The 24,383-nt window shown below is 67.0% G+C and carries 21 protein-coding genes, 2 tRNA genes, 2 rRNA genes and 1 other RNA gene (1 of these 26 cut by a window edge); 15 read left to right on the top strand and 11 right to left on the bottom strand.

The features are described 5' to 3' along the window. Positions 1-31: 31 nt before the first annotated feature. The 4 genes from FHQ07_RS11020 to FHQ07_RS11005 form a co-directional block, all read right to left on the bottom strand. Entirely contained in the window at positions 32-2,206 is a 2,175-nt protein-coding gene (locus tag FHQ07_RS11020; protein WP_139716849.1) for a RelA/SpoT family protein, read from the bottom strand. Positions 2,207-2,315: 109 nt separating this feature from the next. Continuing rightward, complete coding sequence (gene rpoZ / locus FHQ07_RS11015; RefSeq protein ID WP_139716848.1) at positions 2,316-2,615, bottom strand: DNA-directed RNA polymerase subunit omega; 300 nt, start codon at positions 2,613-2,615, stop codon at positions 2,316-2,318. A 109-nt stretch (positions 2,616-2,724) separates the two neighbouring features. Next, positions 2,725-3,357: a guanylate kinase gene (gmk, locus tag FHQ07_RS11010; protein ID WP_139716847.1), complete on the bottom strand. Its 633-nt coding sequence runs from the start codon at positions 3,355-3,357 to the stop codon at positions 2,725-2,727. Positions 3,358-3,375: 18 nt separating this feature from the next. After that, complete coding sequence (locus FHQ07_RS11005) at positions 3,376-4,236, bottom strand: YicC/YloC family endoribonuclease (protein WP_139716846.1); 861 nt, start codon at positions 4,234-4,236, stop codon at positions 3,376-3,378. Positions 4,237-4,315: 79 nt separating this feature from the next. Between FHQ07_RS11005 and rph the strand changes: the two genes are divergently transcribed. The 7 genes from rph (at position 4,316) to pepQ (ending at position 11,256) form a co-directional block, all read left to right on the top strand. Beyond that, a complete protein-coding gene (gene rph, locus FHQ07_RS11000) occupies positions 4,316-5,041 on the top strand; it encodes a ribonuclease PH (RefSeq protein WP_139716845.1) in 726 nt (241 codons plus the stop codon). A 29-nt stretch (positions 5,042-5,070) separates the two neighbouring features. After that, a complete protein-coding gene (locus tag FHQ07_RS10995; RefSeq protein ID WP_139716844.1) occupies positions 5,071-5,451 on the top strand; it encodes a VOC family protein in 381 nt (126 codons plus the stop codon). Beyond that, the gene (gene rdgB / locus FHQ07_RS10990; protein ID WP_139716843.1) at positions 5,442-6,026 is read left to right on the top strand and encodes an RdgB/HAM1 family non-canonical purine NTP pyrophosphatase; all 585 of its coding nucleotides are present in this window, start codon (positions 5,442-5,444) and stop codon (positions 6,024-6,026) included. The genes FHQ07_RS10995 and rdgB overlap by 10 nt, the downstream gene beginning before the upstream one ends. Positions 6,027-6,034: 8 nt before the next feature. Then, a complete protein-coding gene (gene hemW, locus FHQ07_RS10985; protein WP_139716842.1) occupies positions 6,035-7,186 on the top strand; it encodes a radical SAM family heme chaperone HemW in 1,152 nt (383 codons plus the stop codon). A gap of 71 nt (positions 7,187-7,257) precedes the next feature. Next, entirely contained in the window at positions 7,258-9,501 is a 2,244-nt protein-coding gene (locus FHQ07_RS10980; protein ID WP_139716841.1) for a DUF1631 family protein, read from the top strand. A 1-nt stretch (position 9,502) separates the two neighbouring features. After that, positions 9,503-9,853: a PilZ domain-containing protein gene (locus FHQ07_RS10975; protein WP_139716840.1), complete on the top strand. Its 351-nt coding sequence runs from the start codon at positions 9,503-9,505 to the stop codon at positions 9,851-9,853. Positions 9,854-9,921: 68 nt separating this feature from the next. Next, positions 9,922-11,256 (top strand): Xaa-Pro dipeptidase, encoded by a 1,335-nt coding sequence (gene pepQ, locus FHQ07_RS10970; RefSeq protein WP_139716839.1) that lies wholly within the window; start codon positions 9,922-9,924, stop codon positions 11,254-11,256. 3 nt (positions 11,257-11,259) lie between these two features. Here pepQ and FHQ07_RS10965 read toward each other — a convergent pair whose 3' ends face one another. Beyond that, positions 11,260-12,579, bottom strand: a complete 1,320-nt coding sequence (locus FHQ07_RS10965; RefSeq protein ID WP_139716838.1) for an aminopeptidase P N-terminal domain-containing protein — start codon at positions 12,577-12,579, stop codon at positions 11,260-11,262. Between the two features lie 3 nt (positions 12,580-12,582). Beyond that, entirely contained in the window at positions 12,583-13,125 is a 543-nt protein-coding gene (locus FHQ07_RS10960; RefSeq protein WP_240703475.1) for a UPF0149 family protein, read from the bottom strand. A 90-nt stretch (positions 13,126-13,215) separates the two neighbouring features. On the opposite strand from FHQ07_RS10960, the gene FHQ07_RS10955 reads away from it, so the two are divergent. From FHQ07_RS10955 to rpiA, 7 genes are all read left to right on the top strand, one after another. Then, positions 13,216-15,444 (top strand): putative bifunctional diguanylate cyclase/phosphodiesterase, encoded by a 2,229-nt coding sequence (locus FHQ07_RS10955; RefSeq protein WP_139716836.1) that lies wholly within the window; start codon positions 13,216-13,218, stop codon positions 15,442-15,444. Positions 15,445-15,476: 32 nt separating this feature from the next. After that, positions 15,477-15,698: a TIGR02449 family protein gene (locus tag FHQ07_RS10950; RefSeq protein WP_139716835.1), complete on the top strand. Its 222-nt coding sequence runs from the start codon at positions 15,477-15,479 to the stop codon at positions 15,696-15,698. Beyond that, the gene (locus FHQ07_RS10945) at positions 15,695-16,006 is read left to right on the top strand and encodes a cell division protein ZapA (RefSeq protein WP_139716834.1); all 312 of its coding nucleotides are present in this window, start codon (positions 15,695-15,697) and stop codon (positions 16,004-16,006) included. Before FHQ07_RS10950 ends, FHQ07_RS10945 begins: the two co-directional genes overlap by 4 nt. Positions 16,007-16,081: 75 nt before the next feature. Beyond that, positions 16,082-16,266: non-coding RNA, 6S RNA (gene ssrS / locus FHQ07_RS10940), on the top strand. A 26-nt stretch (positions 16,267-16,292) separates the two neighbouring features. Next, complete coding sequence (locus FHQ07_RS10935) at positions 16,293-16,886, top strand: 5-formyltetrahydrofolate cyclo-ligase (protein WP_139716833.1); 594 nt, start codon at positions 16,293-16,295, stop codon at positions 16,884-16,886. Further along, positions 16,883-17,353, top strand: coding sequence for an EVE domain-containing protein (locus tag FHQ07_RS10930; RefSeq protein WP_139716832.1), 471 nt, complete (start codon positions 16,883-16,885; stop codon positions 17,351-17,353). Before FHQ07_RS10935 ends, FHQ07_RS10930 begins: the two co-directional genes overlap by 4 nt. A gap of 58 nt (positions 17,354-17,411) precedes the next feature. Further along, entirely contained in the window at positions 17,412-18,059 is a 648-nt protein-coding gene (gene rpiA / locus FHQ07_RS10925) for a ribose-5-phosphate isomerase RpiA (RefSeq protein ID WP_139716831.1), read from the top strand. Positions 18,060-18,082: 23 nt separating this feature from the next. On the opposite strand, the gene FHQ07_RS10920 is transcribed toward rpiA, so the two are convergent. Then, positions 18,083-18,904, bottom strand: a complete 822-nt coding sequence (locus FHQ07_RS10920; RefSeq protein ID WP_139716830.1) for a hypothetical protein — start codon at positions 18,902-18,904, stop codon at positions 18,083-18,085. A 211-nt stretch (positions 18,905-19,115) separates the two neighbouring features. Between FHQ07_RS10920 and FHQ07_RS10915 the strand changes: the two genes are divergently transcribed. After that, a complete protein-coding gene (locus FHQ07_RS10915) occupies positions 19,116-20,567 on the top strand; it encodes a DNA polymerase Y family protein (RefSeq protein ID WP_139716829.1) in 1,452 nt (483 codons plus the stop codon). Positions 20,568-20,936: 369 nt separating this feature from the next. Here the strand turns inward: FHQ07_RS10915 and rrf are convergent. From rrf to FHQ07_RS10895, 4 genes are all read right to left on the bottom strand, one after another. Beyond that, positions 20,937-21,051 (bottom strand): 5S ribosomal RNA (gene rrf / locus FHQ07_RS10910). Between the two features lie 142 nt (positions 21,052-21,193). Further along, positions 21,194-24,057, bottom strand: a 23S ribosomal RNA gene (locus FHQ07_RS10905). Between the two features lie 217 nt (positions 24,058-24,274). After that, a tRNA-Ile gene (locus FHQ07_RS10900) sits at positions 24,275-24,351 on the bottom strand. 15 nt (positions 24,352-24,366) lie between these two features. Further along, positions 24,367-24,383 (bottom strand) — tRNA-Ala (locus FHQ07_RS10895); it runs 59 nt beyond the window's last position.

The raw sequence follows: 24,383 nt of genomic DNA, 5'->3' as shown, positions 1-24,383 counted from the left end.
GCGCACGCCGCATGCGCGGCGGGCTTCGCGCTTACAGCCGCTGCACCCCGTGGACCACGCTCAGGCGGCGGATGCGGCGGATCACTTCCGCCAGGTGCTTGCGATCCGCCACCTCGATGGCGAAGCGGATCGCGGCGATGCGGGTGTCGCGCTCCAGGTATTCGACGCGGTCGATGTTGGATTCCGCATGCGCGATCGCCGCGGCGACCTGCGCCAGCACCCCGGGACGGTTCTCCACTTCGATGCGCAGCGCGGCATCGAAATCGCCGCTGACCTGGCGGTCCCAGCCGATCGGCACCCAGCGTTCCGGCGACTTGCGGTATTCGGCCACGTTCGGGCATTCGAGGCGATGCACCACGATGCCCTTGCCGGCGCTGTGGTAGCCCATGATCTCGTCGCCCGGGATCGGCAGGCAGCACTGCGCGAAGCTGATCACCCCGCGTTCGGCGCCGGTGATCAGGATGCGTTCCTGCGGCACGAGCTGCGCCGGCTTCAGCAGGTCGGGCGCCTGTTCCTGCGCGGACAAGGACTGCGCCACCTGCGCCGGCATGCGGTTGCCGAGGGCGATGTCGGCCAGCAGCGCTTCCAGCCGCGGATAGCGGTTCTCGGCGAGATAGGCATCCAGCCGCGCCGCCGGCAGGCGGTCGAGCGAGGTGTCCTGCGTGCCCAGCGCGCGGTCGAGCATGCGATGGCCCAGCTGCACCGCGTCCTCGTGTTCGAGGTGCTTGAGCTGGTGGCGGATCGCGGTGCGCGCCTTGCCGGAGACCACGAATTCCAGCCACTGCGCGCTCGGCGCCGCCGACTTGGCGGTGATGATCTCCACGCTCTGGCCGCTGGCCAGCTTGGCGCGCAGCGGCGCCAGCTTCTTGTCCACCCGCGCGGCCACCGCGTGGTTGCCGACGTCGGTATGCACCGCGTAGGCGAAGTCGAGCGCGGTGGAGTTGCGCGGCAAGGCCAGGATGTCGCCCTTCGGGGTGAACAGGTAGACCTCGTCCGGGAACAGGTCGACCTTGACGTTCTCCAGGAATTCCAGCGAGGAGCCGGTGCCGCGCTGGCTTTCGACCAGGTTGGCGATCCACGCCGAGGCGCGGCTCTGCGCGCTGTTGCCCGGATCCTCGCCGTGCTTGTAGGCCCAATGCGCGGCCACGCCGCGCTCGGCCACCAGGTCCATCTCGCGGGTGCGGATCTGCACCTCGATCGGCGACCCGTACGGCCCGAACAGGACCGTGTGCAACGACTGGTAACCGTTGGCCTTGGGGATCGCGATGAAGTCGCGGAAGCGCCCGTCCAGCGGCTTGTACACCGAATGCGCGACGCCCAGCGCGTGGTAGCACTCGGCCACCGAGTTCGCCACCACGCGGAACCCGAACACGTCCATCACCTGGGCGAAGCTGCGGTGCTCGGCGCGCATCTTGGTGTAGATGCTCCACGGGGTCTTGATCCGCCCGACCAGGCGATGCTCGACCTTTTCCATCGCCAGCTTCTGCGCCAGCTGCGCCTCGATCTTGGCCAGCGCCTCGCGCCGCACCAGCGGCTGGCTGCGGATGCGCTTCTCGATCACCGCGTGCCGCCACGGATGCAGGGCGCGGAACCCGAGGTCCTGCAGTTCCGACTTGATCAGGTTCATGCCCAGCCGCTGGGCGATGGGCGCGTAGATGTCGAGGGTCTCGTTGGCGATCCGCCGGCGCGCCTCGACCGATTGCGCGCCCAGCGTGCGCATGTTGTGCAGGCGGTCGGCCAGCTTGATCAGGATCACCCGCAGGTCGCGCGACATCGCCAGCAGCATCTTGCGGAAACTTTCCGCGGCGGCCTCCTGGCGGTCGGCGAAATGCAGCTTGTCCAGCTTGGTGACGCCATCGACCAGCTCGGCCACGGTCTCGCCGAACTGCTGGGCGATGTCGCCGCGCGAGAGCGGGGTGTCCTCGATGGTGTCGTGCAGGATCGCCGCGACCAGGGTCTCGACGTCCAGTCCCTGCTCCGCCAGCACCTGCGCCACCGCCACCGGATGGGTGATGTAGGGCTCGCCGGACTTGCGGGTCTGCCCGGCGTGCGCGGCGGCGCCGACCGCCCATGCGCGCCTGAGCTGCGCGCGCTGCGCCTCCGGCAGGTAGTCCGCGGCCCGCTCCAGCGCCTGCACGTACTCCGGCACCGCGTCCTCATCGGGCGCGGGGAACGGCATGGCAAGCGCGGGGTCTCCGGGACTCATGGCCCGAGCCTAACCCCGCGCCGGCAAGCTCGCAAACGAAATCCGGACAAAAAGAAACGGCCCCGCGGGGCCGTTTCATGCAATCGATCGAAGCGATCGAGCCGGGCGATCAGTCGTCGCCCTTCATGTCGTCGTCGCCGGCCACCACTTCGGCAGCGGCCCATTCCAGCGCCTCGCGCTCCTTGCGCTCGCGCTCGGACTTTTCGACGGCATCGATGTAGCCGGTGTCGATCGCGCGCGCGGCGATCTCGCGCAGGGCCAGCACGGTGGGCTTGTCGTTGGCTTCGCTGTTGTCCAGCTTCGGCTCCACGCCGCCGGCCAGCTGGCGGGCGCGCTTGGCAGCCATCATCACGAGATCGAAGCGGTTATCGACCACTTCCAGGCAATCTTCGACGGTAATACGGGCCATATCTGTCCTGCGACCTGCTGGCCGCCGAGTGGTTCAAGGGGGCGGCAAGTCTAGCCACAAACGGCCTGAATCGCAAGGCCAAGCCTTGAAAATCAAAAACTTAGGCCGTTCAACCCGGCTGGTCAGGGTCATCGACCAGCAACGACGTGATCAGCCGGGAATGCCGCGCCACCTGCGCATCCTTGCGCAGCCGGCTGGCGGTGAAGATGCTGCACATCTCGCCGACCGCGGTCTCGAAGTCCTCGTTGACGATCACGTAGTCGAATTCGCCGTAGTGGCTCATCTCCTCGCGCGCGGCGGCCAGGCGCCTGGCGATGACCGCCTCGCTGTCCTGCCCGCGCTTGCGCATGCGCTGCTCCAGCGCGATCCGCGAGGGCGGCAGGATGAACACGCTGACCGCATCCGGGATCCGCGCGCGCACCTGGCGCGCGCCCTGCCAGTCGATCTCCAGCAGCACGTCGCGGCCGGCCATCAGCTGCGGCTCCACCGACTGCCGCGCGGTGCCCTTCCAGTCGCCGTGCACCAGCGCATGCTCGAAGAAGTCGCCGGCGGCAACCATCGCCTCGAACTCGGGGGCGCTGACGAAGTTGTAGTGCTCGGCATGGCGCTCGCCCGGCCGCGGCTGGCGCGAGGTGAACGAGATCGACAGGCAGATGTTCGGGTCGCGCGCCAGCACCGCGTTGACGATGCTGGACTTTCCAGCGCCCGAAGGCGCGGCGACGATGTACAGGGTTCCGCGCATGGGATGCTCGCTGCTCCGCTACTCGATGTTCTGGATCTGTTCGCGGACCTGGTCGATCAGCACCTTCAGCTCGACCGCCGCGTTGCTGGTGCGCGCGTCCACCGACTTGCTGCCCAGGGTATTCGCCTCGCGGTTGAATTCCTGCAGGAGGAAATCCAGGCGCCGGCCCGCCGGCTCCTTCTGCCCGAGCACCCGGCGCAGTTCGGACAGGTGGCTGTCGAGGCGGTCGAGTTCCTCGTCGACGTCGAGCTTCTGCAGCCAGATCACCAGTTCCTGCTCGAGGCGGCCGGGATCGGCGGGTTGCGACAGGTCGGCGAGGCGCGCTTCCAGCTTCTGCCGCTGGCCGGCGCGGATCAGCGGCACCAGCGTGCGCACCTCGCCCGCGATCCTCGCGATGGCCGCGGCGCGTTCGCCGATCACCAGCGCCAGCTTGTCGCCCTCGCGTTCGCGCGCGGCGAGGAAATCGTCGAGCACCGCATCCAGCAGGGCCAGCACCTCGCGCTGCATCGCCTCGACGTCGACGCCGCGGCCCTGCACCACGCCCGGGTACTGCAGCAGTTCGGTCAGGCTGGTGCGCAGGCCGGGGAACTTCGTCGCCAGGTCGAGGTTCAGCCGCGCCAGCTCGTCGACCATCGCCTGGTTCAGATGCATGCCGGCATGCGATTCCGGCGCGCGCAGGCGCATGGCCAGGTCCAGCTTGCCGCGGGAGATGCGCGCGGCGACGCGCTCGCGCAGCATCGGTTCGTAGGCGCGCAGTTCCTCGGGCAGGCGCAGGCCGAGTTCGAGGAAACGGTGGTTCACCGAGCGCAGTTCGCAGCCCAGCACGCCCCATTCGGTGGCGCGTTCGCCGGCGGCGAAGGCGGTCATGCTGCGGATCATGCGGAATCCAGGGCCTGCGGGAGGCGAATGGTAATCTAGCGCCCCGCCGATTGCCGCGTCTTCTAGGCAGAACGCCTGCATGTCCTTTTCCCGCCCCAGCGGCCGCAGCCCCGAGCAACTGCGCGCCGTTTCGATCACCCGCGGCTATACCCGCCATGCCGAAGGCTCGGTGCTGGTGGCGTTCGGCGACACCCGCGTGCTGTGCACCGCCAGCGTGGAGAACCGCGTCCCCGGCTTCCTGCGCGGCAAGGGCGAAGGCTGGGTCACCGCCGAATACGGCATGTTGCCGCGCTCGACCAACACCCGTAACGACCGCGAAGCCGCGCGCGGCAAGCAGGGCGGGCGCACGCTGGAGATCCAGCGCCTGATCGGCCGCTCGCTGCGCGCCTGCGTCGACCGCGGCGCGCTCGGCGAACGCACCATCACCCTGGACTGCGACGTGCTGCAGGCCGACGGCGGCACCCGCACCGCGGCGATCACCGGCGCCTACGTCGCCCTGGTCGATGCGGTGCGCTGGCTGCAGGCGCGGAAGGAGATCGCGAAGAACCCGGTGTTCGGCGCAGTCGCCGCCGTGTCGGCCGGCATCTACCGCGGCACCCCGGTGCTCGACCTCGACTACGCCGAGGACAGCGACTGCGACACCGACATGAACGTGGTGATGAACGACGGCGGCGGCTTCATCGAGCTGCAGGGCACCGCCGAAGGCCACGCCTTCCGCCGCGACGAACTCGATGCCCTGCTCGCCTTGGCGGAAAAGGGCTGCGGCGAACTGTTCGCCGCGCAACAGGCGGCACTGGCTTCGTGACCCTACCCGCGTTTGCACCCCATGTCGCGATGGTCGCGCTGGTCGTGCGCGACTACGACGAGGCGATCGCCTGGTATCGCGATACGCTGGGTTTCGAATTGCTGGAAGACACCGACCGCGGCGGCGGCAAGCGCTGGGTGCGGATGGCGCCTGCGGGCAACGCGCGCTTCAGCCTGTTGCTTGCCGAGGCGGCGACGCCGGTGCAGGCAGCCGTGGTCGGCGACCAGCACGGCGGCCGGGTCGGCTTCTTCCTGCACACCGACGACTTCGCCCGCGACCACGCACGACTGGCCGCTGCGGGCGCGCACTTCGAAGAACCGCCGCGCCATGAAGACTATGGCAACGTGGTCGTGTTCCGCGACCTGTACGGCAACCGTTGGGACCTGATCGAGCCGCGCGCATGCAATTGATCCTTGCCTCTTCCAATGCCGGCAAGCTGGCGGAGCTGCGCGAACTGCTCGGCGAGCGGTTCGAGCTGCACGTGCAGTCGGAATTCGGGGTGGAGGATGCCGAGGAAACCGGCCTGTCCTTCGTCGAGAACGCGATCCTGAAAGCGCGCCATGCATCGCGCGCAACCGGCCTGCCCGCGCTGGGCGACGATTCCGGCCTGTGCGTGGATGCGTTGCGCGGCGCGCCCGGCCTGTATTCGGCGCGCTACTCCGGCGTGCATGGCAACAGCGAGGCGAACATCGACAAGCTGCTCCGCGAACTCGACGGCGTCGACGATGCGCGGCGCGGCGCGCATTTCGTCTGCGTGCTGGCCCTGGTCCGCGATGCCGACGACCCGATGCCGATCCTCGCCGAAGGCCTCTGGCATGGCCGCGTCTTGCACGCACGCCGCGGCGGCAACGGCTTCGGCTACGACCCGGTGTTCTTCTCGCCTGCGCACGACTGCAGCGCGGCGGAACTGCCGGCCGCCGTGAAGAGTCGCGACAGCCACCGCGGCCAGGCGCTGGCGAAGCTGCGCGAGCTGCTGCGCAGCTGAAACCGGCGATGCTCGTCACCCCGCCGCTGTCGCTGTACGTGCACCTGCCGTGGTGCGTGCGCAAATGCCCGTACTGCGACTTCAATTCGCACGAGCAACGCGGCGCGCTGCAGTTCGACGCTTATGTCGACGCCCTGATCGCCGACCTCGACTTCGACCTACCGCTGGCCTGGGGCCGCACCGTCCACAGCGTGTTCTTCGGCGGCGGCACGCCTTCGCTGTTCCCGCCGGCCAGCATCGACCGCTTCCTGCAGCTGGCCAGCGCGCGCCTGCGCTTCGCGCCGAATGCGGAGATCACCCTCGAGACGAACCCGGGCACGGTCGAGCACGGCCCGTTCGCCGGCTATCGCAAGGCCGGGGTGAACCGGCTCAGCTTCGGCGTGCAGAGCTTCGACGACGGCTGCCTGCAGCGCCTGGGCCGCATCCATTCCAGCGGCGATGCCGAGCGCGCGGTGAAGGCGGCGCAGGATGCCGGCTTCGACAACTTCAACCTCGACCTGATGTACGCCTTGCCGGAACAGACCCTGGCGATGGCGGAGCACGACATCGAACGCGCGGTCGCCCTGCAGCCGACGCACATCAGCCACTACCAGCTGACGCTGGAGCCGAACACGGTATTCGCCGCGCGCCCGCCCGCGGGCATTCCCGACGAAGACAGCGCATGGGACATGCAGGACGCCTGCCAGGCACGATTGGCCGAAGCCGGTTTCGCCCAGTACGAAGTCAGCGCCTACGCGCGCGAAGGCCGGCAATGCGCACACAACCTGAACTACTGGAAATTCGGCGACTACCTCGGCATCGGCGCCGGCGCGCACGGCAAGCTCACCCTGGGCGCGCAGCAGCAGGTGCTGCGCCGCTGGAAGGTGAAGCATCCGAGCGAGTACCTGCTGAAGGCCGGCACCGCCTCGGCGATCGGCGGCGACGAGGTTCTCTCGACGGAACGCTTGCCGTTCGACTTCATGCTGAACGCGCTGCGCCTCAACCAAGGCGTGCCGATGGCGATGTTCGAGGCACGCACCGGCCTGCCCCGCGCCGCCATCGCGGCGCAGGTCGCCATCGCCCGCGAACGCGGTTGGCTGGACGCCGACGAGGACTGGCTGCGCCCGACCGAACTCGGCCGTCGCTTCGCCAACGACGCGATTGGCCTGTTCCTGGACTGAATTGCGTGGATTGAGGCAACGCCGTTCCACGCATACCATTGGTGGAATTGCCGACGCGTTGGGGGACGCCGATGGCCGCAAACGGTTCGACGCAACACAGCCACCGCCCGAAGACGCTGACCGCGGCCAGCTTCCCGCGCCGGGTGAAGCGCGCGCTGGAAAACATGCTGACCATCGCCAGCGCGGACCTGCATCGGCAGATGCAGACCGTGTTGCTGGAAACGGAGCATGACCTCGCGAGGCAGAGCGAGCGGGCGCAGAACCCGCAGATGCGCGACCTCTACAACATGGCCCTGCGCAAGCTGCGCGACAACGCCGCGCGCTTCACGCCCGAACTGCTGGGCGTGATCGAGGCCAACCTGGCCGGCCTGCACCCGCAATTGCAGCGCCCGGAAATCGCCTCCCTGCATGCCCCCAGCCAGGGGCTGAGCCTGGTCGACGACGAGCACGCGGACGAATACGCCGTGCTGTTCGACCTCTCCGCGCGCCACGAGGTGCGCAACAGCCTGGCCCTGCAATTGATGGGGCAGCGCTTCGGCGTGCTCGCCGGCTCGCCGGCCTTCGACGCGGAACACCTGCCGTTCGGCCCGCATGCGATGGGCGATGCACTACACCTCGCCTGCGTCGCGCTGTCGCTGCCGCTGGAAGCGCGCCTGTCGATCTACCATTTCTACGACAAGACCGCGATGGCCTACTACAGCACCCTGCTGGAGGCGCTCAACGCACGGCTTGCCGACGACGGCGTCCTGCCGCACCTGAGCTTCGTGCCGGTGCGCGTGCGCCCGGCGAGTACGCCGGGGGCGCCGGTGCTGCCCGCAACGACCAAGCCCCCCGCCGGTGCAGGCGCAGGCGGCAGCGGCGCCAGCACGCCGGCCGGCGGCCCGATCGCCGCAGCCGGGGGCGCCAGCGGTTTCGCCGCCGCCGCGCGCAGCGGCTTCGCCGCATTGCAGGGGCTGCTGGCCAAGCGCCGCACCTTGCTGGCCAAGCTGCGCCCGGGCGGTGCCGACGAGCGCGCGCGCGAAGCCCTGCCCGGCAGCGACGTGCTCAGCGCCCTCAAGCGCCTGCGCAGCGCCAACCCGAAGCAGAACGCGGTGGCCGAAATCCGCCAGAACCTGCTGGCCCAGGCCCGGCAGTCGCACGGACACGGCGTGAAGCTGGTGGAGGACGACGACGACAGCTTCGAGCTGCTGGACATGTTCCATACCCAGCTCAACCGCGACCTGCGCCCGGGCACGCCCGGCGATGCCCTGGTGCAGCGGCTGCGGATGCCCTTGCTGCAGCTGGCGCTGCGCGACCACAACTTCTTCGTCGACCCCGCGCATCCGGCGCGGATGCTGCTCGACGCGGTATCGGTCGCCGGCGCGCGCTGGTCGGCGGACGACGATTTCGACGCGCCGATGCTGGACCTGCTGCGGCAAACGGTCGAAACCGTGCAGCAGGACGCGGATGCCAGCCCGGAAACCTTCATCGCCGCCAACAACGCGCTGCAGACCGGGCTGCAATCGCAGGCGCGCAAGATCGAGATCGCCGAACGGCGGCAGATCGATGCCGCGCGCGGGCGCGACAAGCTGGAACTGGCGCGCCTGCAGGCCAATGCGGAAATCGCCGGGATCGTCGGCGCGCGCAGCCTGCCGCGCTTCAGCGCCACCCTGTTCGACCAGGCCTGGGCGGACGCGATGACCCTGTCGCTGCTGCGCAACGGCGAGGATTCGGACGTGTGGCGCAAGCAGCGCGCGATCACCGCGCGGCTGGTCGATGCCTGCACCAGCGGCGGCAGCGACGATCCGGATCCCGATTTGCTGGCAAGCGTGCAGGAGACGCTCGGCCAGGTCGGCTACCACGACGACGACGCGGCGACGATCGCGCGCATGCTGGCCAGCGGCCGCAGCGACGACAACGCGCTGGTCTCGCGCACCGAACTCATCATGCAGATGAAGTCGCACGCACGGCTGGGCGAACAGAGTTCCGGGCAATCCGCACCGCAGCGCGCACCGCGCTCGGACGCCGAGCAGGCCGCATGGGAACGCCTGTGCAACCTGCCCGAAGGCAGCTGGATCGAGATCGTGGATGCGGCGGACAACAGCGTGCGCCGGGTCAAGCTGGCCTGGCTCAGCGCGAAGACCGGCCAGACCCTGCTGCTCAACCGGCGCGGCCAGCGGGTGAACGGCGGCGACCTCGACACGCTCGCGCGCCAGTACGCGCGCGGCGGCCTGCGCGTGGTCGACGACAGTACCGGTCCTGCGGAAGCCGCCTGGCAAGGCATGCTGGCGAACCTGCACCGGATCGCCGGCAGCGAACCCGGACGGAGCAACTGACATGGGCAGGGAATCGCGACGCGCCACCCGCCGCCCGATGAGCGGCACGGTCCTGGTCACCGACACCATGACCGAGGAAGTCATCGGCCGCATCGGCAATCTCTCGGCCAGCGGCGTGCTGCTGATCGCCAGCAAGCCGCTGGTGGAGGATGCGCTGTACCAGTTCCGCTTCGCCTTGCCCGACAACAATGGCGCGCAGACCGTCGAAGTGGGCTCGCACGTGCTCTGGATCGACGGCGCCAGCGCGCCGGGCCAATCCTGGGTGGGCCTGCGCTTCCTCGGCCTGTCCACCGAGACCACGCAGCGTTTGCGGCGCTGGGCGGAAGCCGCAGCCAGCCCCGCCCCGAAGTAGGCGTCCGCGGCCGCGCGGAGACCGCGCGGAATGGGTCAAAATCGCGTTTTCCCGCCCTGGAACGCGCCATGTCCGCCGCGACCCCCGAAAACCCGGCTCTTGCCGGTTTGTACCCGCAGCACCTCGAAACCCTGCAGGCGCGCGCCGCCGAGGCATTGCAGCGCGGCGGTTTCGACCACCTGCTGGTGCCCAGCGGCACCCTGCACTACCAGTTCTTCGACGACCGCGACTATCCCTATGCGGTGAACCCGCAGTTCAAGGCCTGGCTGCCGGTCACCCGGGCGCCGGGCAGCTGGCTGGTGATCACGCCCGGGATCAAGCCGAAGCTGGTGTTCCTGCAGCCGCACGACTACTGGCACGTGGTGCCGGCGATGCCCAGCGGTTACTGGGTGGAACACTTCGACATCGCCATCATCCGCACCGCCGAAGAAGCCGCGCAGCATTTGCCGAAGGACGCCGCGCGCTGCGCGATCCTCGGCGAACCGCAGAGCGCGATCGCCGGCTACGCGCCGAACAACCCGCAGCCGGTGGTCGCCTACCTCGAGTACCACCGTGCGTTCAAGACGCCCTACGAAATCGCGATGATGCGCGAAGCCAGCCGCATCGGCGTGCGCGCGCACCGCGCCGCCGAGCGCGCGTTCCGCGCCGGCAGCAGCGAGTTCGGCATCCACCTGGCCTATTGCCAGGCCGCCGGGCAGGACGCCAACGACCTGCCCTACGGCAACATCGTCTGCCTCAACGAACACGCCGCGGTGCTGCACTACACCGATCGCGACCGCCTGCCGCCGAAGCAGTCGCGCAGCTTCCTGATCGATGCCGGCGCCAGCTTCGGCGGCTACGCCAGCGACATCACCCGCACCTATTCGGCGCAGGCCGACGAGTTCGCCGCGATGATCGACGCGGTCGACGCCGCGCAGCTGACGATGTGCGACGCGGTGCGCGCCGGCACCGACTACAGGCAGGTCCACCTCGATGCGCACCTCGCGCTGGCGGCCATCCTCAAGGATTTCGGCGTGATCACCGTGAGCCCGGAAGCGGCGGTGCAGACCGGCGTGAGCGGCGCGTTCTTCCCGCACGGCATCGGCCACGGCATCGGCCTGCAGGTGCACGACGTGGCCGGCTTCGCCGAATCCGACCGCGGCGGCAGCATCGCCAGGCCGGACGGCCATCCCTACCTGCGCCTCACCCGGGTACTGCAGCCGGGCATGGTGGTGACCATCGAACCCGGCATCTATTTCATCGACATGTTGCTCGACGAGCTGAAGCAGAAGGGCCTGGCCGATGCCGTCGACTGGGCGCGGGTGGACGCGTTCAAGCCCTACGGCGGCATCCGCATCGAGGACGACGTCGTCTGCACCGCGGCCGTGCCGCTGAACCTCACCCGCGAGGCGTTCGCGGCGTAAGCCCTAGCGTGCCATCAGCGCTTCGGTTTGATCCGCGCTGCGCTCGAGCGCGCCGGTCAACACCTGGTGGCCGGCGCGGGTGACCAGCACGTCGTCCTCGATGCGGATGCCGATGCCGCGCCACTTCGCCGGCACGCTGGCATCGTCGGCGGGAATGTACAGGCCGGGCTCGATGGTGAAGACCATGCCCGGCTCGAGCAGGCGCGAGTCGCCGTCGATGCGGTATTCGCCGACGTCGTGCACGTCCAGGCCCAGCCAGTGCCCGGTCTTGTGCCGGTAGTAGCGCTTGTAGTCGCCGTTCGCCAGCACGCTCTCCAGCGAGCCCTTCAGCAAGCCCAGCGACAGCAGTCCGTCGGCCAGGGTTGCCACCGCCGCGTCGTGGCCGGCCTCGTACGCCACGCCCGGCTTCGCCTGCGCCAGGGCGGCGGCCTGCGCGGCGCAGACCAGGTCGTGCAGCGCGCGCTGCTCCCTGCCGAAGCGGCCGTTGACCGGGAACGTGCGGGTGATGTCGGACGCGTAGCCGCGGTATTCCGCGCCGGCGTCGATCAGCACCAGCTCGCCGTCGCGCGACTTCGCGCCGTTGTCGCGGTAATGCAGCACGCAGGCATTGGCGCCGGCGCCGACGATGCTGGCGTAGGCCGGCTGCGCGCCGTGCATGCGGAACACGCGCTCGACCTCGGCCTGCAGTTCGTATTCGTGGATGCCGGCGCGCGCGGCGCGCATCGCCGCGCGGTGGGCTTCGACGCTGATGTCGGCGGCGCGCTGCATCAGCTTCACTTCGTCGGCCGACTTGAACAGCCGCATCTCGTCCAGCAGGTGGCCGAGCTCGAGGAATTCCTGCGGCGGTTGCGCGCCCTGCCGCGCCTGCGCGCGCACGCGGTTCAGCCAGCCGATCAGCTTGAGGTCGAAGTCGGCGTCGCGGCCGAGGTGGTAGTGCACGCGGCGGCGGCCTTCCAGCAGGCCGGGCAGGATGTCGTCGATGTCCGAGATCGGATAGGCGTCGTCCATGCCCAGCCGTTCGACCGCGCCGTCGGGGCCGAGCCGCGGGCCGTCCCAGCCTTCGCGTTCCGGATCGCGCTCGCGGCAGAACAGGATCGCCTCGCCGTGCTTGCGGCCGGGCACCAGCACCAGCACCGCTTCCGGCTCGTTGCAGCCGGTGAGGTACCAGAAGTCGGAATCCTGCCGGTACGGGTAGTGGGTATCGCGGCTGCGGATGCGTTCCGGCGCCGCCGGCAGGACCAGGATCGCGCCGTCGCCGGCCGCCTGCATCAGTTGCTTGCGGCGCCGCGCCAGTGCCTTGCGTTCGCTGGCCTGGAGGATCATCGCTCAGTGCAGGCGTTGCCGGTGCCTGGGCCCCATCGCGCAATCGGCATGCAGCAGCAATACCGCCATGCGCACGTATTCCTCGATCTCGGTCAGCGATTCCTCGTCGCCCTCGGGATCCACGTCGTCCACCCGCGCAGCGGCGAGGTTGGCGATGTCGCCCAGCGCTTCCTCGCCTTCGTCGGACAGCTTCTTCTCGCCTACCGACAGGCCGAAGCCGCCGAGGAAGGCGCGGCACCAGGCGAACATCCCGCCGGCGCGCTCGATCACCTGGCCTTCGTCCGGCAGCAGCAGTTCGAACCCGAAGTCGGTATCGGCCAGTTGCGCCGCGCTCGCGGTGCGCAACCGGTCCAGCGCGTCGCCGTTGGCGGGCGCCGGCAGCAGGGGGTCGGCCAGCACCAGCGCCGGCCACGAACGCGAATCGCCGCCACCGCCAGCCAGCCAGCCACACAGTCCGCCATGCAACTCGGCGGGCGTACTGGCCAGGCCCAGCTGGTCCGCGGCGGCCGCGACATCGTCCCAGCCCGGCAGGTCGGTTTCGCTCACGCATGCGCTCTCGATACGGGAAGCGCAGTGTAGCAATCGCGCCGGCCGCGATGCTTGTTGAGCCCCCGCCCGCTTGCCTACACTGGCCGGATGCCGTCTTCGCACTACATGGCCCTGTTGCTCGCACTGCTGGTGCTGTTGCTGGCCGGCGTGCTGCTGGCCGGGCATCGCCGCCGCGAACGCGACCAGCGCGAGCACCTGCGGGCGATGCGCGAACGCGAGGAAAAGCTCCGGCTGTCGCTGTGGGCCTCCAACGAGCTCTACTGGCAATACGACCTGGAGCGCCACGAACTGGAGAAAGTCCAGATCGAGCCGGGCCGCAGCGACGACCTCGACGTGCAGGTCGACCTGGACACCGACCACCAGATCCATCCGGACGATGTCCAACCGGTGCTGCAGCGCTTGCGCGCCTACGTCACCGGCCACGCCCCGATGTTCCTGTCCGAGCACCGCATCCACGACGAACAGGGCGGGTGGCAGTGGGTGCGCGCGCGCGGCCGCGCGGTGGCGCGCGACGACAACGGGCGCATCACCAAGATCGCCGGCACCGCGCGCAACGTCACCGCCAACCGCGCGCAGGAACGCGAACGCCGCATCGCCACCGAAGTCACCCGGCACATGGTCGAGGCGGTGGTGGTGCTGGACGAGGAATTCCACTTCGTCACCGTCAACCCCGCCTTCACCCGCATGAGCGGTTACGAAGCGGAGGACGTGGTCGGCAAGGACGCCTCGCTGACCAACAGCGAGCAGCACGACGCGGCGTTCTACGAACAGTCGCGCAAGGCGATGCGCGAGGAAGGGCACTGGGACAGCGAGATGTGGCAGCGGCGCAAGGACGGCCGCGAATTCCTGTGCGCGGTGCGCACCCACGCGATCCTCGAGCCCGGCACCCAGCGCCGGCTGTACGTGCTGGTCGCCACCGACATCACCGACCGCCGCCGCATCGAGCAGGAACTGCGCTACCTCGCCAACTACGACACCCTGACCAACCTGCCCAACCGCACCCTGCTGGCGGAACGCCTGTCGCGGGCGATCGTGCGGGCGCGCCGGCAGGGCACCTGCGTGGCGCTGCTGTTCCTCGACCTCGACCGCTTCAAGGACATCAACGATTCGCTCGGCCACGCCACCGGCGACCGCATCCTGCGCATGGCCGCGCAGCGCCTGCAGCAGGCCGCCGGCGCAACGCACACGGTGGCCCGGATCGGCGGCGACGAATTCACCGTGGTGCTGGAGGACCTGGCCCACGCCGGCGAAGCCGATGCCTGCGCGCAACGCGTGATCGACGCCTTCGACGAGCCGATGCTGATCGACGATCGCCAGGAAATCGTGATCACGCCGTCGATCGGCATCAGCCTGTATCCCGACCATGCGCAGGTGCCGACCGACCTGCTCAAGCATGCCGACACCGCGATGTACCAGGCCAAGGCCGCGGGCCGGCATACCTTCATGCGCTACACCGAGTCGATGGACAGCAACAGCCGACGCCGCGCCGGCCTCGTCGCCTCCTTGCGGCGCGCGATCGAACGCGACGAATTGCGCCTGGCCTACCAGCCGCAGCTGTCCTTGGCCGATGGCCGCATCCGCTGCGTCGAAGCCCTGCTGCGCTGGCACAGCAGCGAACACGGCGAGGTGCCGCCGGCGCAGTTCATCCCGCTCGCCGAGGAAAGCGGGATGATCGTCGCCATCGGCGAATGGGTGCTGCGCGAAGCCTGCAACACCCTCTCCGACTGGCAGCGCCAGGGGCTCGACGACATCAGCATCGCGGTCAACGTGTCGGCGACCCAGCTGCTGCACAGCGACTTGCCGCGCACGGTGGAACGCATCCTGCGCGAGACCGGGGTCGATCCCGGCCAGCTCGAACTCGAGCTCACCGAGAGCGTGCTGATGGCCAAGGCCGACCTCGCCGCCGAACGGCTGCAGTTCTTCCGCCGCATCGGCGTGTCGATCGCGGTGGACGATTTCGGCACCGGCTATTCCTCGCTGGCCTACCTGCGCCGCCTGCCGATCACCACGCTCAAGATCGACAAGGCCTTCATCGACGACCTCGGCAGGCCGGGCGACACCGAAGACGCGGCGATCACCACCACGGTGATCGCGATGGCGCGCTCGCTGGGCCTGAACGTGGTCGCCGAAGGCGTGGAAACCGCCGAGCAGCTGGCCTTCCTGCGCCAGCACCGCTGCGACGTGGTGCAGGGCTACTGGCTGTCGCCGCCGCTGCAGGCGCGGCAGTGCCTGGAGTTCGTGCACGGCTGGCCGGAACGGGAAGGATCCGCCATGCGCGCGGCGGCGGAAGAAGGCGCCACCCACGCCACGCCTTGACCCTGCCGCTCGGCTGCGCCCATCATGCCGGCATGGACAACCGCGACCTGGCCGCCGAACTGCAACGCCTGCTGGCGCGCATCGACCAGCTGGCTGCGTCGATGCAACGCATGCAGGACGAGAACCGCAGCCTGCGCCAGCAACACGAACAGATGGCGGCCGAACGCGCGCAGCTGCTGGCCAAGCAGGAGCAGGCGCGTTCGCGCGTCGAGGCGATGATCAGCCGCCTGAAGTCGCTGGAGCAGCACACGTGAGCAGCAACGAGCCCGCCAAGAGCGAACCGGTCACCGTCCGCATCCTCGACCGCGAATACACCGTCGGCGTCAGCGAGGCAGAACGCGCCAGCCTGACCTCCGCCGCGCGCATGCTCGACCTGCGCATGCGCGAGATCCGCGGCGGCAACAAACTGGTCGCACCCGATCGCCTGGCCGTGCTGACCGCGCTCAACCTGGCGCACGAACTGCAGCAGCTGCGCGACGAACGCGGCGGCAACGAAGCCGCCTTCAAGCTGCTCGATGCCGCCAACGCCAAGCTGGATGCGCTGCTCGGACCCACGGGCTGAATCGCGCCCATCACGCGGCATCGCGCGATCCGACAAACGGGCATCGACATTCCGCGGCGCGCGCTATACTGATCGCGTCCTCTGCTGTGCGCGACGGCGTGTGCAAACATTCGCCTTGTCCCTTAATGACGACCACGGGGGCGCATTGGTAGCCGGGCGTGCAAGTCCGCCCTGAGCGGGAAGCCCGAAGGCCGCCACGCGTTCCCACTTGAACCCCGGGTTCAAGGTCGTTTCGCACGCATCGCCACGGCGGAGACATTTTTCTTTTGGCCACGATGCGCATCGCGTGAGTTCACAGACGGATCGACACGCACTGCGTCGTGGATTGCGCGAACGTCGTCGCGCCCTTCCCGCTTCCACCCGCATCGCCGCCGCCGAAGCGCTGGCGGATCGGCTGCTGGCATTGCCATTCCTGCCGACTTCGGGCCTCGTCGCCGGCTACTGGGCGATGGACGGCGAGATCGGCCTGCATGCGTTCCAGTTGCGCCTGCCGGCCCCGCTCACCTATTGCCTGCCCCTGCTGCACGACGACGGCACGCTGCGCTTCGCGCCGTGGAAGCCGGGCGATGCGCTGGTCACCAATCGTTACGGCATTCCCGAGCCCGATGTCGCATCCGCCGGCGCGTCGAAAGCCGGAGACATGGCCTTGATCGTGTTGCCGCTGGTGGGTTTCGACGCACACGGCCATCGGCTCGGCATGGGCGGCGGCTGGTACGATCGCAGCCTCGCGTTCCGCCAGGCGCAGGCCGCGCCGCCGTGGCTGGCCGGCGCCGGGTTCGATGCGCAGCGCGTCGACGCCGTCGCCGTCGAGGACTGGGACGTGCGCCTCGATGCCGTCTGCAGCGAACGCGCCAGCTACCTCGCCGAGGACATCGCATGAGCAAGGCCAAGCGCTACTGGATGATGAAGTCGGAGCCCGACGCATTCGGCATCGACGATCTCGAGCGCGTCGGCACCGAGCCGTGGAACGGCGTGCGCAACTACCAGGCGCGCAACTTCATGCGCGACGGGATGCGCGTCGGCGACGGGGTGATGATCTACCACTCCAACTGCAAGGTGCCGGGGATCGCCGGGCTGGCCCGCGTCGCCAGCATCGCCTACCCGGACGAGACCCAGTTCGACCCGAAGTCGAAGTACTTCGACGAGAAGGCGACGCGCGAACAGCCGCGCTGGTTCCTGGTCGACGTCGCCTTCGAGCGCAAGCTCAAGCGGGTGATCCCGCTGGAGGAAATCAGGGGCTACACCGACGCACTCGGCGAAGGCTTCGCATTGACCGCGAAGGGCAGCCGGCTTTCGGTGTTCCCGGTCACCGCGGCGCAATGGAAGCTGCTGCTCTCACTGGAATGACCGCGCAATCGCGCCGGTCGCGGCCGAAGCCGCCCCCACGGACACACAGGAACCTGCAATGAGCGAAATGAAGCGACTCGCCGCCGAGAGAGCCATCGACTACGTCGAGGACGGCATGATCGTCGGCGTCGGCACCGGTTCCACCGTGGCCTATTTCATCGATGCATTGGCCGCATGGAAGGACCGCATCGCCGGCGCCGTGTCCAGCTCCGAGCAGAGCACGGCGCGGCTGCAGTCGCACGGCATCGAAGTGATCGACCTCAATGCCGCAGGCCCCTTGTCGCTGTACGTCGACGGCGCCGACGAATGCGACCCGCACAAGCGCCTGATCAAGGGCGGCGGCGCGGCGCTGACCCGCGAGAAGATCATCGCCGAGGCCAGCAAGACCTTCGTCTGCATCGTCGACCCGAGCAAGCAGGTACCGGTGCTCGGCAGGTTCCCGCTGCCGGTGGAAGTGATCCCGATGGCGCGCAGCCTGGTCGCGCGCGAACTGGTGCGGCTCAGCGGCGGCCAGCCGGTGTGGCGCGACGGCGTGGTCACCGACAACGGCAACCTGATCCTCGACGTGCACAACCTGTCGATCGTCGACCCGGTGGCGCTGGAGCGCGAGATCAACCAGATCCCCGGCGTGGTCAGCGTCGGCCTGTTCGCGCGGCGCCCGGCCGACGTGGTGATCGTCGGCGGGGAGCCTCCGCAGGTCTTCTGACCGGCGCGATCAGCGGCGATCCTTCAACGGATGTTGCCGATCGAGTTCTTGGCGGTGTCGTGCTTGGTCTTCAGCACGCCCGCCTCCACGCTGAAGCCGACCACGATCCGCACCTGTTGCGGCGCCGTGGTGCGCACATTGGTCTTCAGCGTGTCTTTCAGCCCGCTGGTGGCCTTCTCGACCACCAGCGTCAGCGCGTAATCGCCATCCTGCAGCGGATCGAGCACGTCGATCCGGCCATCGTCGGCATTGCTGCTGCGCAACGGCGCAGGCGCGCCTTCCGCTTGCGGCGAGCGCGCATACGAAGCGGCGGCCGCGCCACCGGGTTTGTCCATCCCGCCGACCGACGCCGCCGCCGGTGCCGCGCGTCCAGTTGCCGCATAGCTGGCCGCGGCCGCACCACTGCCCCCGCCCGCCAACGCGCCCACCGACGAGACTGCGGCGGAAACGATCGCGCCGCCGGGCAACGCACCGCCCAGCAACGACGCGCCTTGCCCCAGCGATCCCGTGCGCAACGCCTGCGCCTGCGCCTGCGACAACGGCTGCAGGGTCATCCGCGTGGTGTCCGCGCGATAACCATCGCCATCCGGGAACGCGATGGCACACGCCGCCTGCCCGCATTCGACGACCAAGGAGAGCGACGCGCCCTGCGCGACCGCACTGCCCGCGGCCTGCAAGCCGCTGCTCACCTTTTCGCCGAAGCTCGCGCCCTGGGTCTGCTTGGGCACCGTAACGTTCATCGAGATCCGGTTCGGCATCCCGTTGTTGATGCCGTTGATGCCGCTCGCGCCGGCGCCGCCCGCCGCCAGCAAGCCCGTTGCCGCCACCACCGCCAAGATCGACACGACGCCTTTCATTCCGCACCCCCGCTGCTTCGAATGACGCGATCCTACGCCTGCGCCGGGGAACTGCACGCTGAACGGTGATCGGGCATGCCGGCGCGACCCATCGCATGCCCTGCGACGCCCCGCCGGCATCGTTAGTCGAATCGTGAAGCTTCGCACCCCCGGTTGCGACGCACGCGGCCGATACTGCCTTGCCCAGCGGATTCCAACGATGACCCTGCGCTGCCTGTTCGTGGATTTCGATTCGTTCTTCGCCTCGGTCGAGCAGAACGACGCGCCGCACCTGCGCGGCCGCCCGGTCGCGGTGATCCCGGTCGCCAGCACCACCACCTGCTGCATCGCCGCCAGCAAGGAGGCCAAGCGCGACTTCGGCATCAAGACCGGCACCGGCGTGGCGGAAGCGCTCGAACGCTGCCCCGACATCGCGTTGCAGATCGCGCGGCCGGCGCGCTACGTGCGGGTGCACCACCAGTTCCTCGCGGCCATCCAGACCTGCATCCCGCACGGCAAGGCGGCCTCGGTGGACGAAGTGCCGTGCTGGCTGATCGGCCGCGAGCGGCGCCGCGACAACGCCGTCGCCATCGCCCGCAACATCAAGCGGGCGCTGCGCGATACCGGCTTCAGCGACAGCCTGACCTGTTCGATCGGCATCGCCCCGAACAAATTCCTGGCCAAGACCGCATCCGACATGAACAAGCCGGACGGGCTGACGGTGATCGAACAGGCCGACCTGCCGCATGCCTTGCACGGGCTGGAATTGCGCGACCTGTGCGGCATCGGCCCGTCGATGGAAGCGCGGCTGCAGCGCGCCGGCATCGGGACGGTCGAACGGCTGTGCGCCGCCTCGCGCGACCAGTTGCGCCGCGCCTGGGGCAGCATCGAGGGCGAGCGCTTCTGGCTGCAGTTGCGCGGCTTCGAGCTGCCGGAGCGCGAGACCCAACGCGCCTCGGTCGGGCATTCGCATGTGCTTGGCCCGGAGCTGCGCGATGCCGCCGGCATGCGCTCGGTGTTGTTCAAGCTGCTGGCGAAGGCGGCGATGCGGCTGCGCGACGAAGCCCTGCTGGCGGGCGGGATGGCGATCCGCATCCGTTTCGTCGGCATGGACGCGCGCTTCGAACGCGACCTGCGCTTCGCCCCGCTCGACGACACGCCTGCGCTGCTGCAACTGCTTGGTCGCCACCTGCGGGGATTGGAACGCGCGGCGACGGACGGACGCTGGAACCAGAAACGCCACCCGCCGCTCTCGGTGGCGGTCACCCTGGTCGACTTGTCGCCACGCACCGCCATCTGCGGCGAGCTGATGGCCGAGCGCCAACGCGCGCATGCCGCCAGCCTGCTGCTCGACAAGGTGAACCGCAGATACGGCAACAGCGCTCTGTATCTCGGTTCGATGGCCAAGGCCATCGACAAGAACGCCGCCCCGATGCGGATTCCCTTCCAGCAGATTCCGAAACCGGCGCTGGAGGAGGAAACCGGCCTGCACGGCATCGAGCAGGCGCCCACCAGCGCTGCCGACCTGCTGCAGGTGCGGATGAACCAATTCAAGGTCTTGGCGGAGAAAACCCACCGGGAACGGGATGCCAGACGACACCGTCCGTCCGGTGCCGGCGGTTGGGGCGAGATGAAGCCGGCTCCAGCCTCGCCGCAGGCGGTGCTGTTCTGATCGACGGGCGCTGATTTCGCCCTGTTCCGCCACGCCTACCGTTTGATTCCGTTTCAATGCCGCGAGAAAACCGGCATTCGCCGGTTTCCAGGCGAAGAGCGAATCCCGCACGCAAGCGCGGGCTCATCGTCCGCCCCCCCGGCGCTGCCGGAGGTTTTATTTGTGCGCACGGTTAGGACGGGTTAGAGGCCGCCGATTTAGTTCTAAAGCCGGTTCAGCCGTTTTCTGGATTCCATTCGCCCAAAGAAAAACCCCGCATCGAGTGATGCGGGGTTTTGGGATAAGGCCCTGGCGATGACCTGTTGTGGGTCGTGCCTACGGCACAAAAGGCGACGGGCTGACCCCGAAGGATCAGCCCGTCTAATAAGGCCCTGGCGATGACCTACTCTTGCATGGCTTGAGCCACACTACCATCGGCGCAGCTGTGTTTCACTTCCGAGTTCGGGATGGGATCGGGTGGTACCACAGCGCTGTTGTCACCAGGGAGAGGGTGGAGGGTCGCCGGCTTCGGTGAAGCAGCGCCACGCTCTCAGAGGGAGGGAAGAAGAGTTTACGAGCGTTCGTGCAAGCCATCAACGTGTTGAGGCCAAGGGTTTCGTCGCCTTCGCGAAGAAACTTGAGGTGATATGGTCAAGCCACACGGATCATTAGTACAGGTAAGCTCAACGCATTACTGCGCTTACACACCCTGCCTATCAACGACCTAGTCTTGATCGTTCCTTCAGGGGGCTTGTGCCCCGGGAGATCTCATCTTGAGGCGCGCTTCCCGCTTAGATGCTTTCAGCGGTTATCGCTTCCGAACATAGCTACCCGGCAATGCCACTGGCGTGACAACCGGAACACCAGGGGTTCGTCCACTCCGGTCCTCTCGTACTAGGAGCAGCCCCTCTCAAATCTCCAACGCCCACGACAGATAGGGACCGAACTGTCTCACGACGTTCTGAACCCAGCTCGCGTACCACTTTAAATGGCGAACAGCCATACCCTTGGGACCGACTACAGCCCCAGGATGTGATGAGCCGACATCGAGGTGCCAAACACCGCCGTCGATATGAACTCTTGGGCGGTATCAGCCTGTTATCCCCGGAGTACCTTTTATCCGTTGAGCGATGGCCCTTCCATACAGAACCACCGGATCACTAAGTCCTAGTTTCCTACCTGCTTGATCCGTCGATCTTGCAGTCAAGCACGCTTATGCCTTTGCACACAGTGCGCGATGTCCGACCGCGCTGAGCGTACCTTCGAGCTCCTCCGTTACACTTTGGGAGGAGACCGCCCCAGTCAAACTACCCACCATACACGGTCCCCGACCCGGATTACGGGCCCAGGTTAGAACGTCAAGCACATCAGGGTGGTATTTCAAGGATGGCTCCATGCCAGCTAGCGCCGACACTTCACAGCCTCCCACCTATCCTACACAGACGAACTCAACGTTCAGTGTAAAGCTATAGTAAAGGTTCACGGGGTCTTTCCGTCTTGCCGCGGGAACGCTGCATCTTCACAGCGATTTCAATTTCACTGAGTCTCGGGTGGAGACAGCGCCGCTGTCGTTACGCCATTCGTGCAGGTCGGAACTTACCCGACAAGGAATTTCGCTACCTTAGGACCGTTATAGTTACGGCCGCCGTTTACCGGGGCTTCGATCAAGAGCTTCGCCTTGCGGCTGACCCCATCAATTAACCTTCCGGCACCGGGCAGGCGTCACACCCTATACGTCCACTTTCGTGTTTGCAGAGTGCTGTGTTTTTGATAAACAGTCGCAGCGGCCTGGTCACTTCGGCCAACCTCAGCTATTCACCATGGTTGGCGCACCTTCTCCCGAAGTTACGGTGCTATTTTGCCTAGTTCCTTCACCCGAGTTCTCTCAAGCGCCTGAGAATTCTCATCCTGCCCACCTGTGTCGGTTTACGGTACGGTCTGCGTAAGCTGAAGCTTAGGGACTTTTCCTGGAAGCGTGATATCGGTGACTTTGTCCCATTGGACTCGTCCTTGACCTCAATGTTGCGCCCCCGGATTTGCCTAAGGGCACCACCTCAGTCCTCTCACCGGGACAACCAACGCCCGGCTCACCTAACCTTCTCCGTCCTCCCATCGCACTTACGCGAGGTGCTGGAATATTAACCAGCTTCCCATCGACTACGCATTTCTGCCTCGCCTTAGGGGCCGACTCACCCTGCGTCGATTAACGTTGCGCAAGGAAACCTTGGGCTTTCGGCGTGCGGGCTTTTCACCCGCATTATCGTTACTCATGTCAGCATTCGCACTTCCGATACCTCCAGCAGACTTCTCAATCCACCTTCGCAGGCCTACGGAACGCTCCTCTACCGCGCACAACAAAGTTGTGCACCCCAAGCTTCGGTTTACTGCTTAGCCCCGTTAAATCTTCCCCGCAGACCGACTCGACCAGTGAGCTATTACGCTTTCTTTAAAGGGTGGCTGCTTCTAAGCCAACCTCCTGGCTGTCTGTGCCTTTCCACATGGTTTTCCACTCAGCAGTAATTTGGGACCTTAGCTGTGGGTCTGGGTTGTTTCCCTTTTCACGACGGACGTTAGCACCCGCCGTGTGTCTCCCGTACAGTCCGTCTCGGTATTCGGAGTTTGCAATGGTTTGGTAAGTCGCAATGACCCCCTAGCCATAACAGTGCTCTACCCCCGAGAGGATACATACGAGGCGCTACCTAAATAGCTTTCGAGGAGAACCAGCTATCTCCGGGTTCGATTAGCTTTTCACTCCTAATCACACCTCATCCCCTACCTTTGCAACGGGAGTGGGTTCGGGCCTCCAGTACCTGTTACGGTACCTTCACCCTGGGCATGACTAGATCACCCGGTTTCGGGTCTACTGCCCGCGACTATGCGCCCTTATCAGACTCGGTTTCCCTTCGCCTCCCCTATACGGTTAAGCTCGCCACGAACAGTAAGTCGCTGACCCATTATACAAAAGGTACGCCGTCACTCCTTGCGGAGCTCCGACTGCTTGTACGCACACGGTTTCAGGTTCTATTTCACTCCCTTCACCAGGGTTCTTTTCGCCTTTCCCTCACGGTACTGGTTCACTATCGGTCGGTCAGGAGTATTTAGCCTTGGAGGATGGTCCCCCCATGTTCAGACAGGGTTTCACGTGCCCCGCCCTACTCAATTTCATCGATCAGGCCCTTTCGCATACGGGGCTGTCACCCGCTATGGCCACACTTTCCAGAGTGTTTTGCTAAAACAAGATCGACTTTTGGGCTAGTCCGCGTTCGCTCGTCGCTACTGACGGAATCTCGGTTGATTTCTTTTCCTCCGGTTACTTAGATATTTCAGTTCACCGGGTTCGCTTCGTGCAGCTATGTATTCACTGCACGATACCCTTGCGGGTGGGTTTCCCCATTCGGACATTGCCGGATCAAAGCTTATTGCCAGCTCCCCGACACTTTTCGCAGGCTGTCACGTCCTTCATCGCCTCTGACCGCCAAGGCATCCACCGTGTGCGCTTATTCGCTTGACCATATCACCCCAAGTTGCCTCGGAGCGACACGCATACCAGCGAACGGTACGACTTAATCACTTTGATAAAGATGGCTTACGCCATCTCGCCTCAGCCTCGACACGTTGCAAGACTTGCGTCTCAAACGCTCGTTTGACTCTTCTTCCCGATTGTCAAAGAACATGCCCCGGCCACAGTGCCGAGGCATTTCAAAGTATGTGTGCGCAATCATTCAGAGTGGTGGGTCTGGGAGGACTCGAACCACCGGCCTCACCCTTATCAGGGGTGCGCTCTAACCACCTGAGCTACAGACCCAAAAGTCGTGCTTAGTGGTGGAGCCTGTCGGG

It is taken from the genome of Thermomonas aquatica, from assembly GCF_006337105.1.
GTDB lineage: Bacteria > Pseudomonadota > Gammaproteobacteria > Xanthomonadales > Xanthomonadaceae > Thermomonas > Thermomonas aquatica.
The sequence above is the reverse complement of the archived record's forward strand: the minus strand, read 5'-3'. Positions and strand labels throughout refer to the sequence as shown.

Bases quoted from the DNA above. Each gene is read 5' to 3' on its own strand.
- FHQ07_RS11020 (WP_139716849.1), bottom strand. From the start codon at position 2,206: ATGAGTCCCGGAGACCCCGCGCTTGCCATGCCGTTCCCCGCGCCCGAT.
- rpoZ (WP_139716848.1), bottom strand. From the start codon at position 2,615: ATGGCCCGTATTACCGTCGAAGATTGCCTGGAAGTGGTCGATAACCGC.
- gmk (WP_139716847.1), bottom strand. From the start codon at position 3,357: ATGCGCGGAACCCTGTACATCGTCGCCGCGCCTTCGGGCGCTGGAAAG.
- FHQ07_RS11005 (WP_139716846.1), bottom strand. From the start codon at position 4,236: ATGATCCGCAGCATGACCGCCTTCGCCGCCGGCGAACGCGCCACCGAA.
- rph (WP_139716845.1), top strand. From the start codon at position 4,316: ATGTCCTTTTCCCGCCCCAGCGGCCGCAGCCCCGAGCAACTGCGCGCC.
- FHQ07_RS10995 (WP_139716844.1), top strand. From the start codon at position 5,071: ATGGTCGCGCTGGTCGTGCGCGACTACGACGAGGCGATCGCCTGGTAT.
- rdgB (WP_139716843.1), top strand. From the start codon at position 5,442: ATGCAATTGATCCTTGCCTCTTCCAATGCCGGCAAGCTGGCGGAGCTG.
- hemW (WP_139716842.1), top strand. From the start codon at position 6,035: ATGCTCGTCACCCCGCCGCTGTCGCTGTACGTGCACCTGCCGTGGTGC.
- FHQ07_RS10980 (WP_139716841.1), top strand. From the start codon at position 7,258: ATGGCCGCAAACGGTTCGACGCAACACAGCCACCGCCCGAAGACGCTG.
- FHQ07_RS10975 (WP_139716840.1), top strand. From the start codon at position 9,503: ATGGGCAGGGAATCGCGACGCGCCACCCGCCGCCCGATGAGCGGCACG.
- pepQ (WP_139716839.1), top strand. From the start codon at position 9,922: ATGTCCGCCGCGACCCCCGAAAACCCGGCTCTTGCCGGTTTGTACCCG.
- FHQ07_RS10965 (WP_139716838.1), bottom strand. From the start codon at position 12,579: ATGATCCTCCAGGCCAGCGAACGCAAGGCACTGGCGCGGCGCCGCAAG.
- FHQ07_RS10955 (WP_139716836.1), top strand. From the start codon at position 13,216: ATGCCGTCTTCGCACTACATGGCCCTGTTGCTCGCACTGCTGGTGCTG.
- FHQ07_RS10950 (WP_139716835.1), top strand. From the start codon at position 15,477: ATGGACAACCGCGACCTGGCCGCCGAACTGCAACGCCTGCTGGCGCGC.
- FHQ07_RS10930 (WP_139716832.1), top strand. From the start codon at position 16,883: ATGAGCAAGGCCAAGCGCTACTGGATGATGAAGTCGGAGCCCGACGCA.
- rpiA (WP_139716831.1), top strand. From the start codon at position 17,412: ATGAGCGAAATGAAGCGACTCGCCGCCGAGAGAGCCATCGACTACGTC.
- FHQ07_RS10915 (WP_139716829.1), top strand. From the start codon at position 19,116: ATGACCCTGCGCTGCCTGTTCGTGGATTTCGATTCGTTCTTCGCCTCG.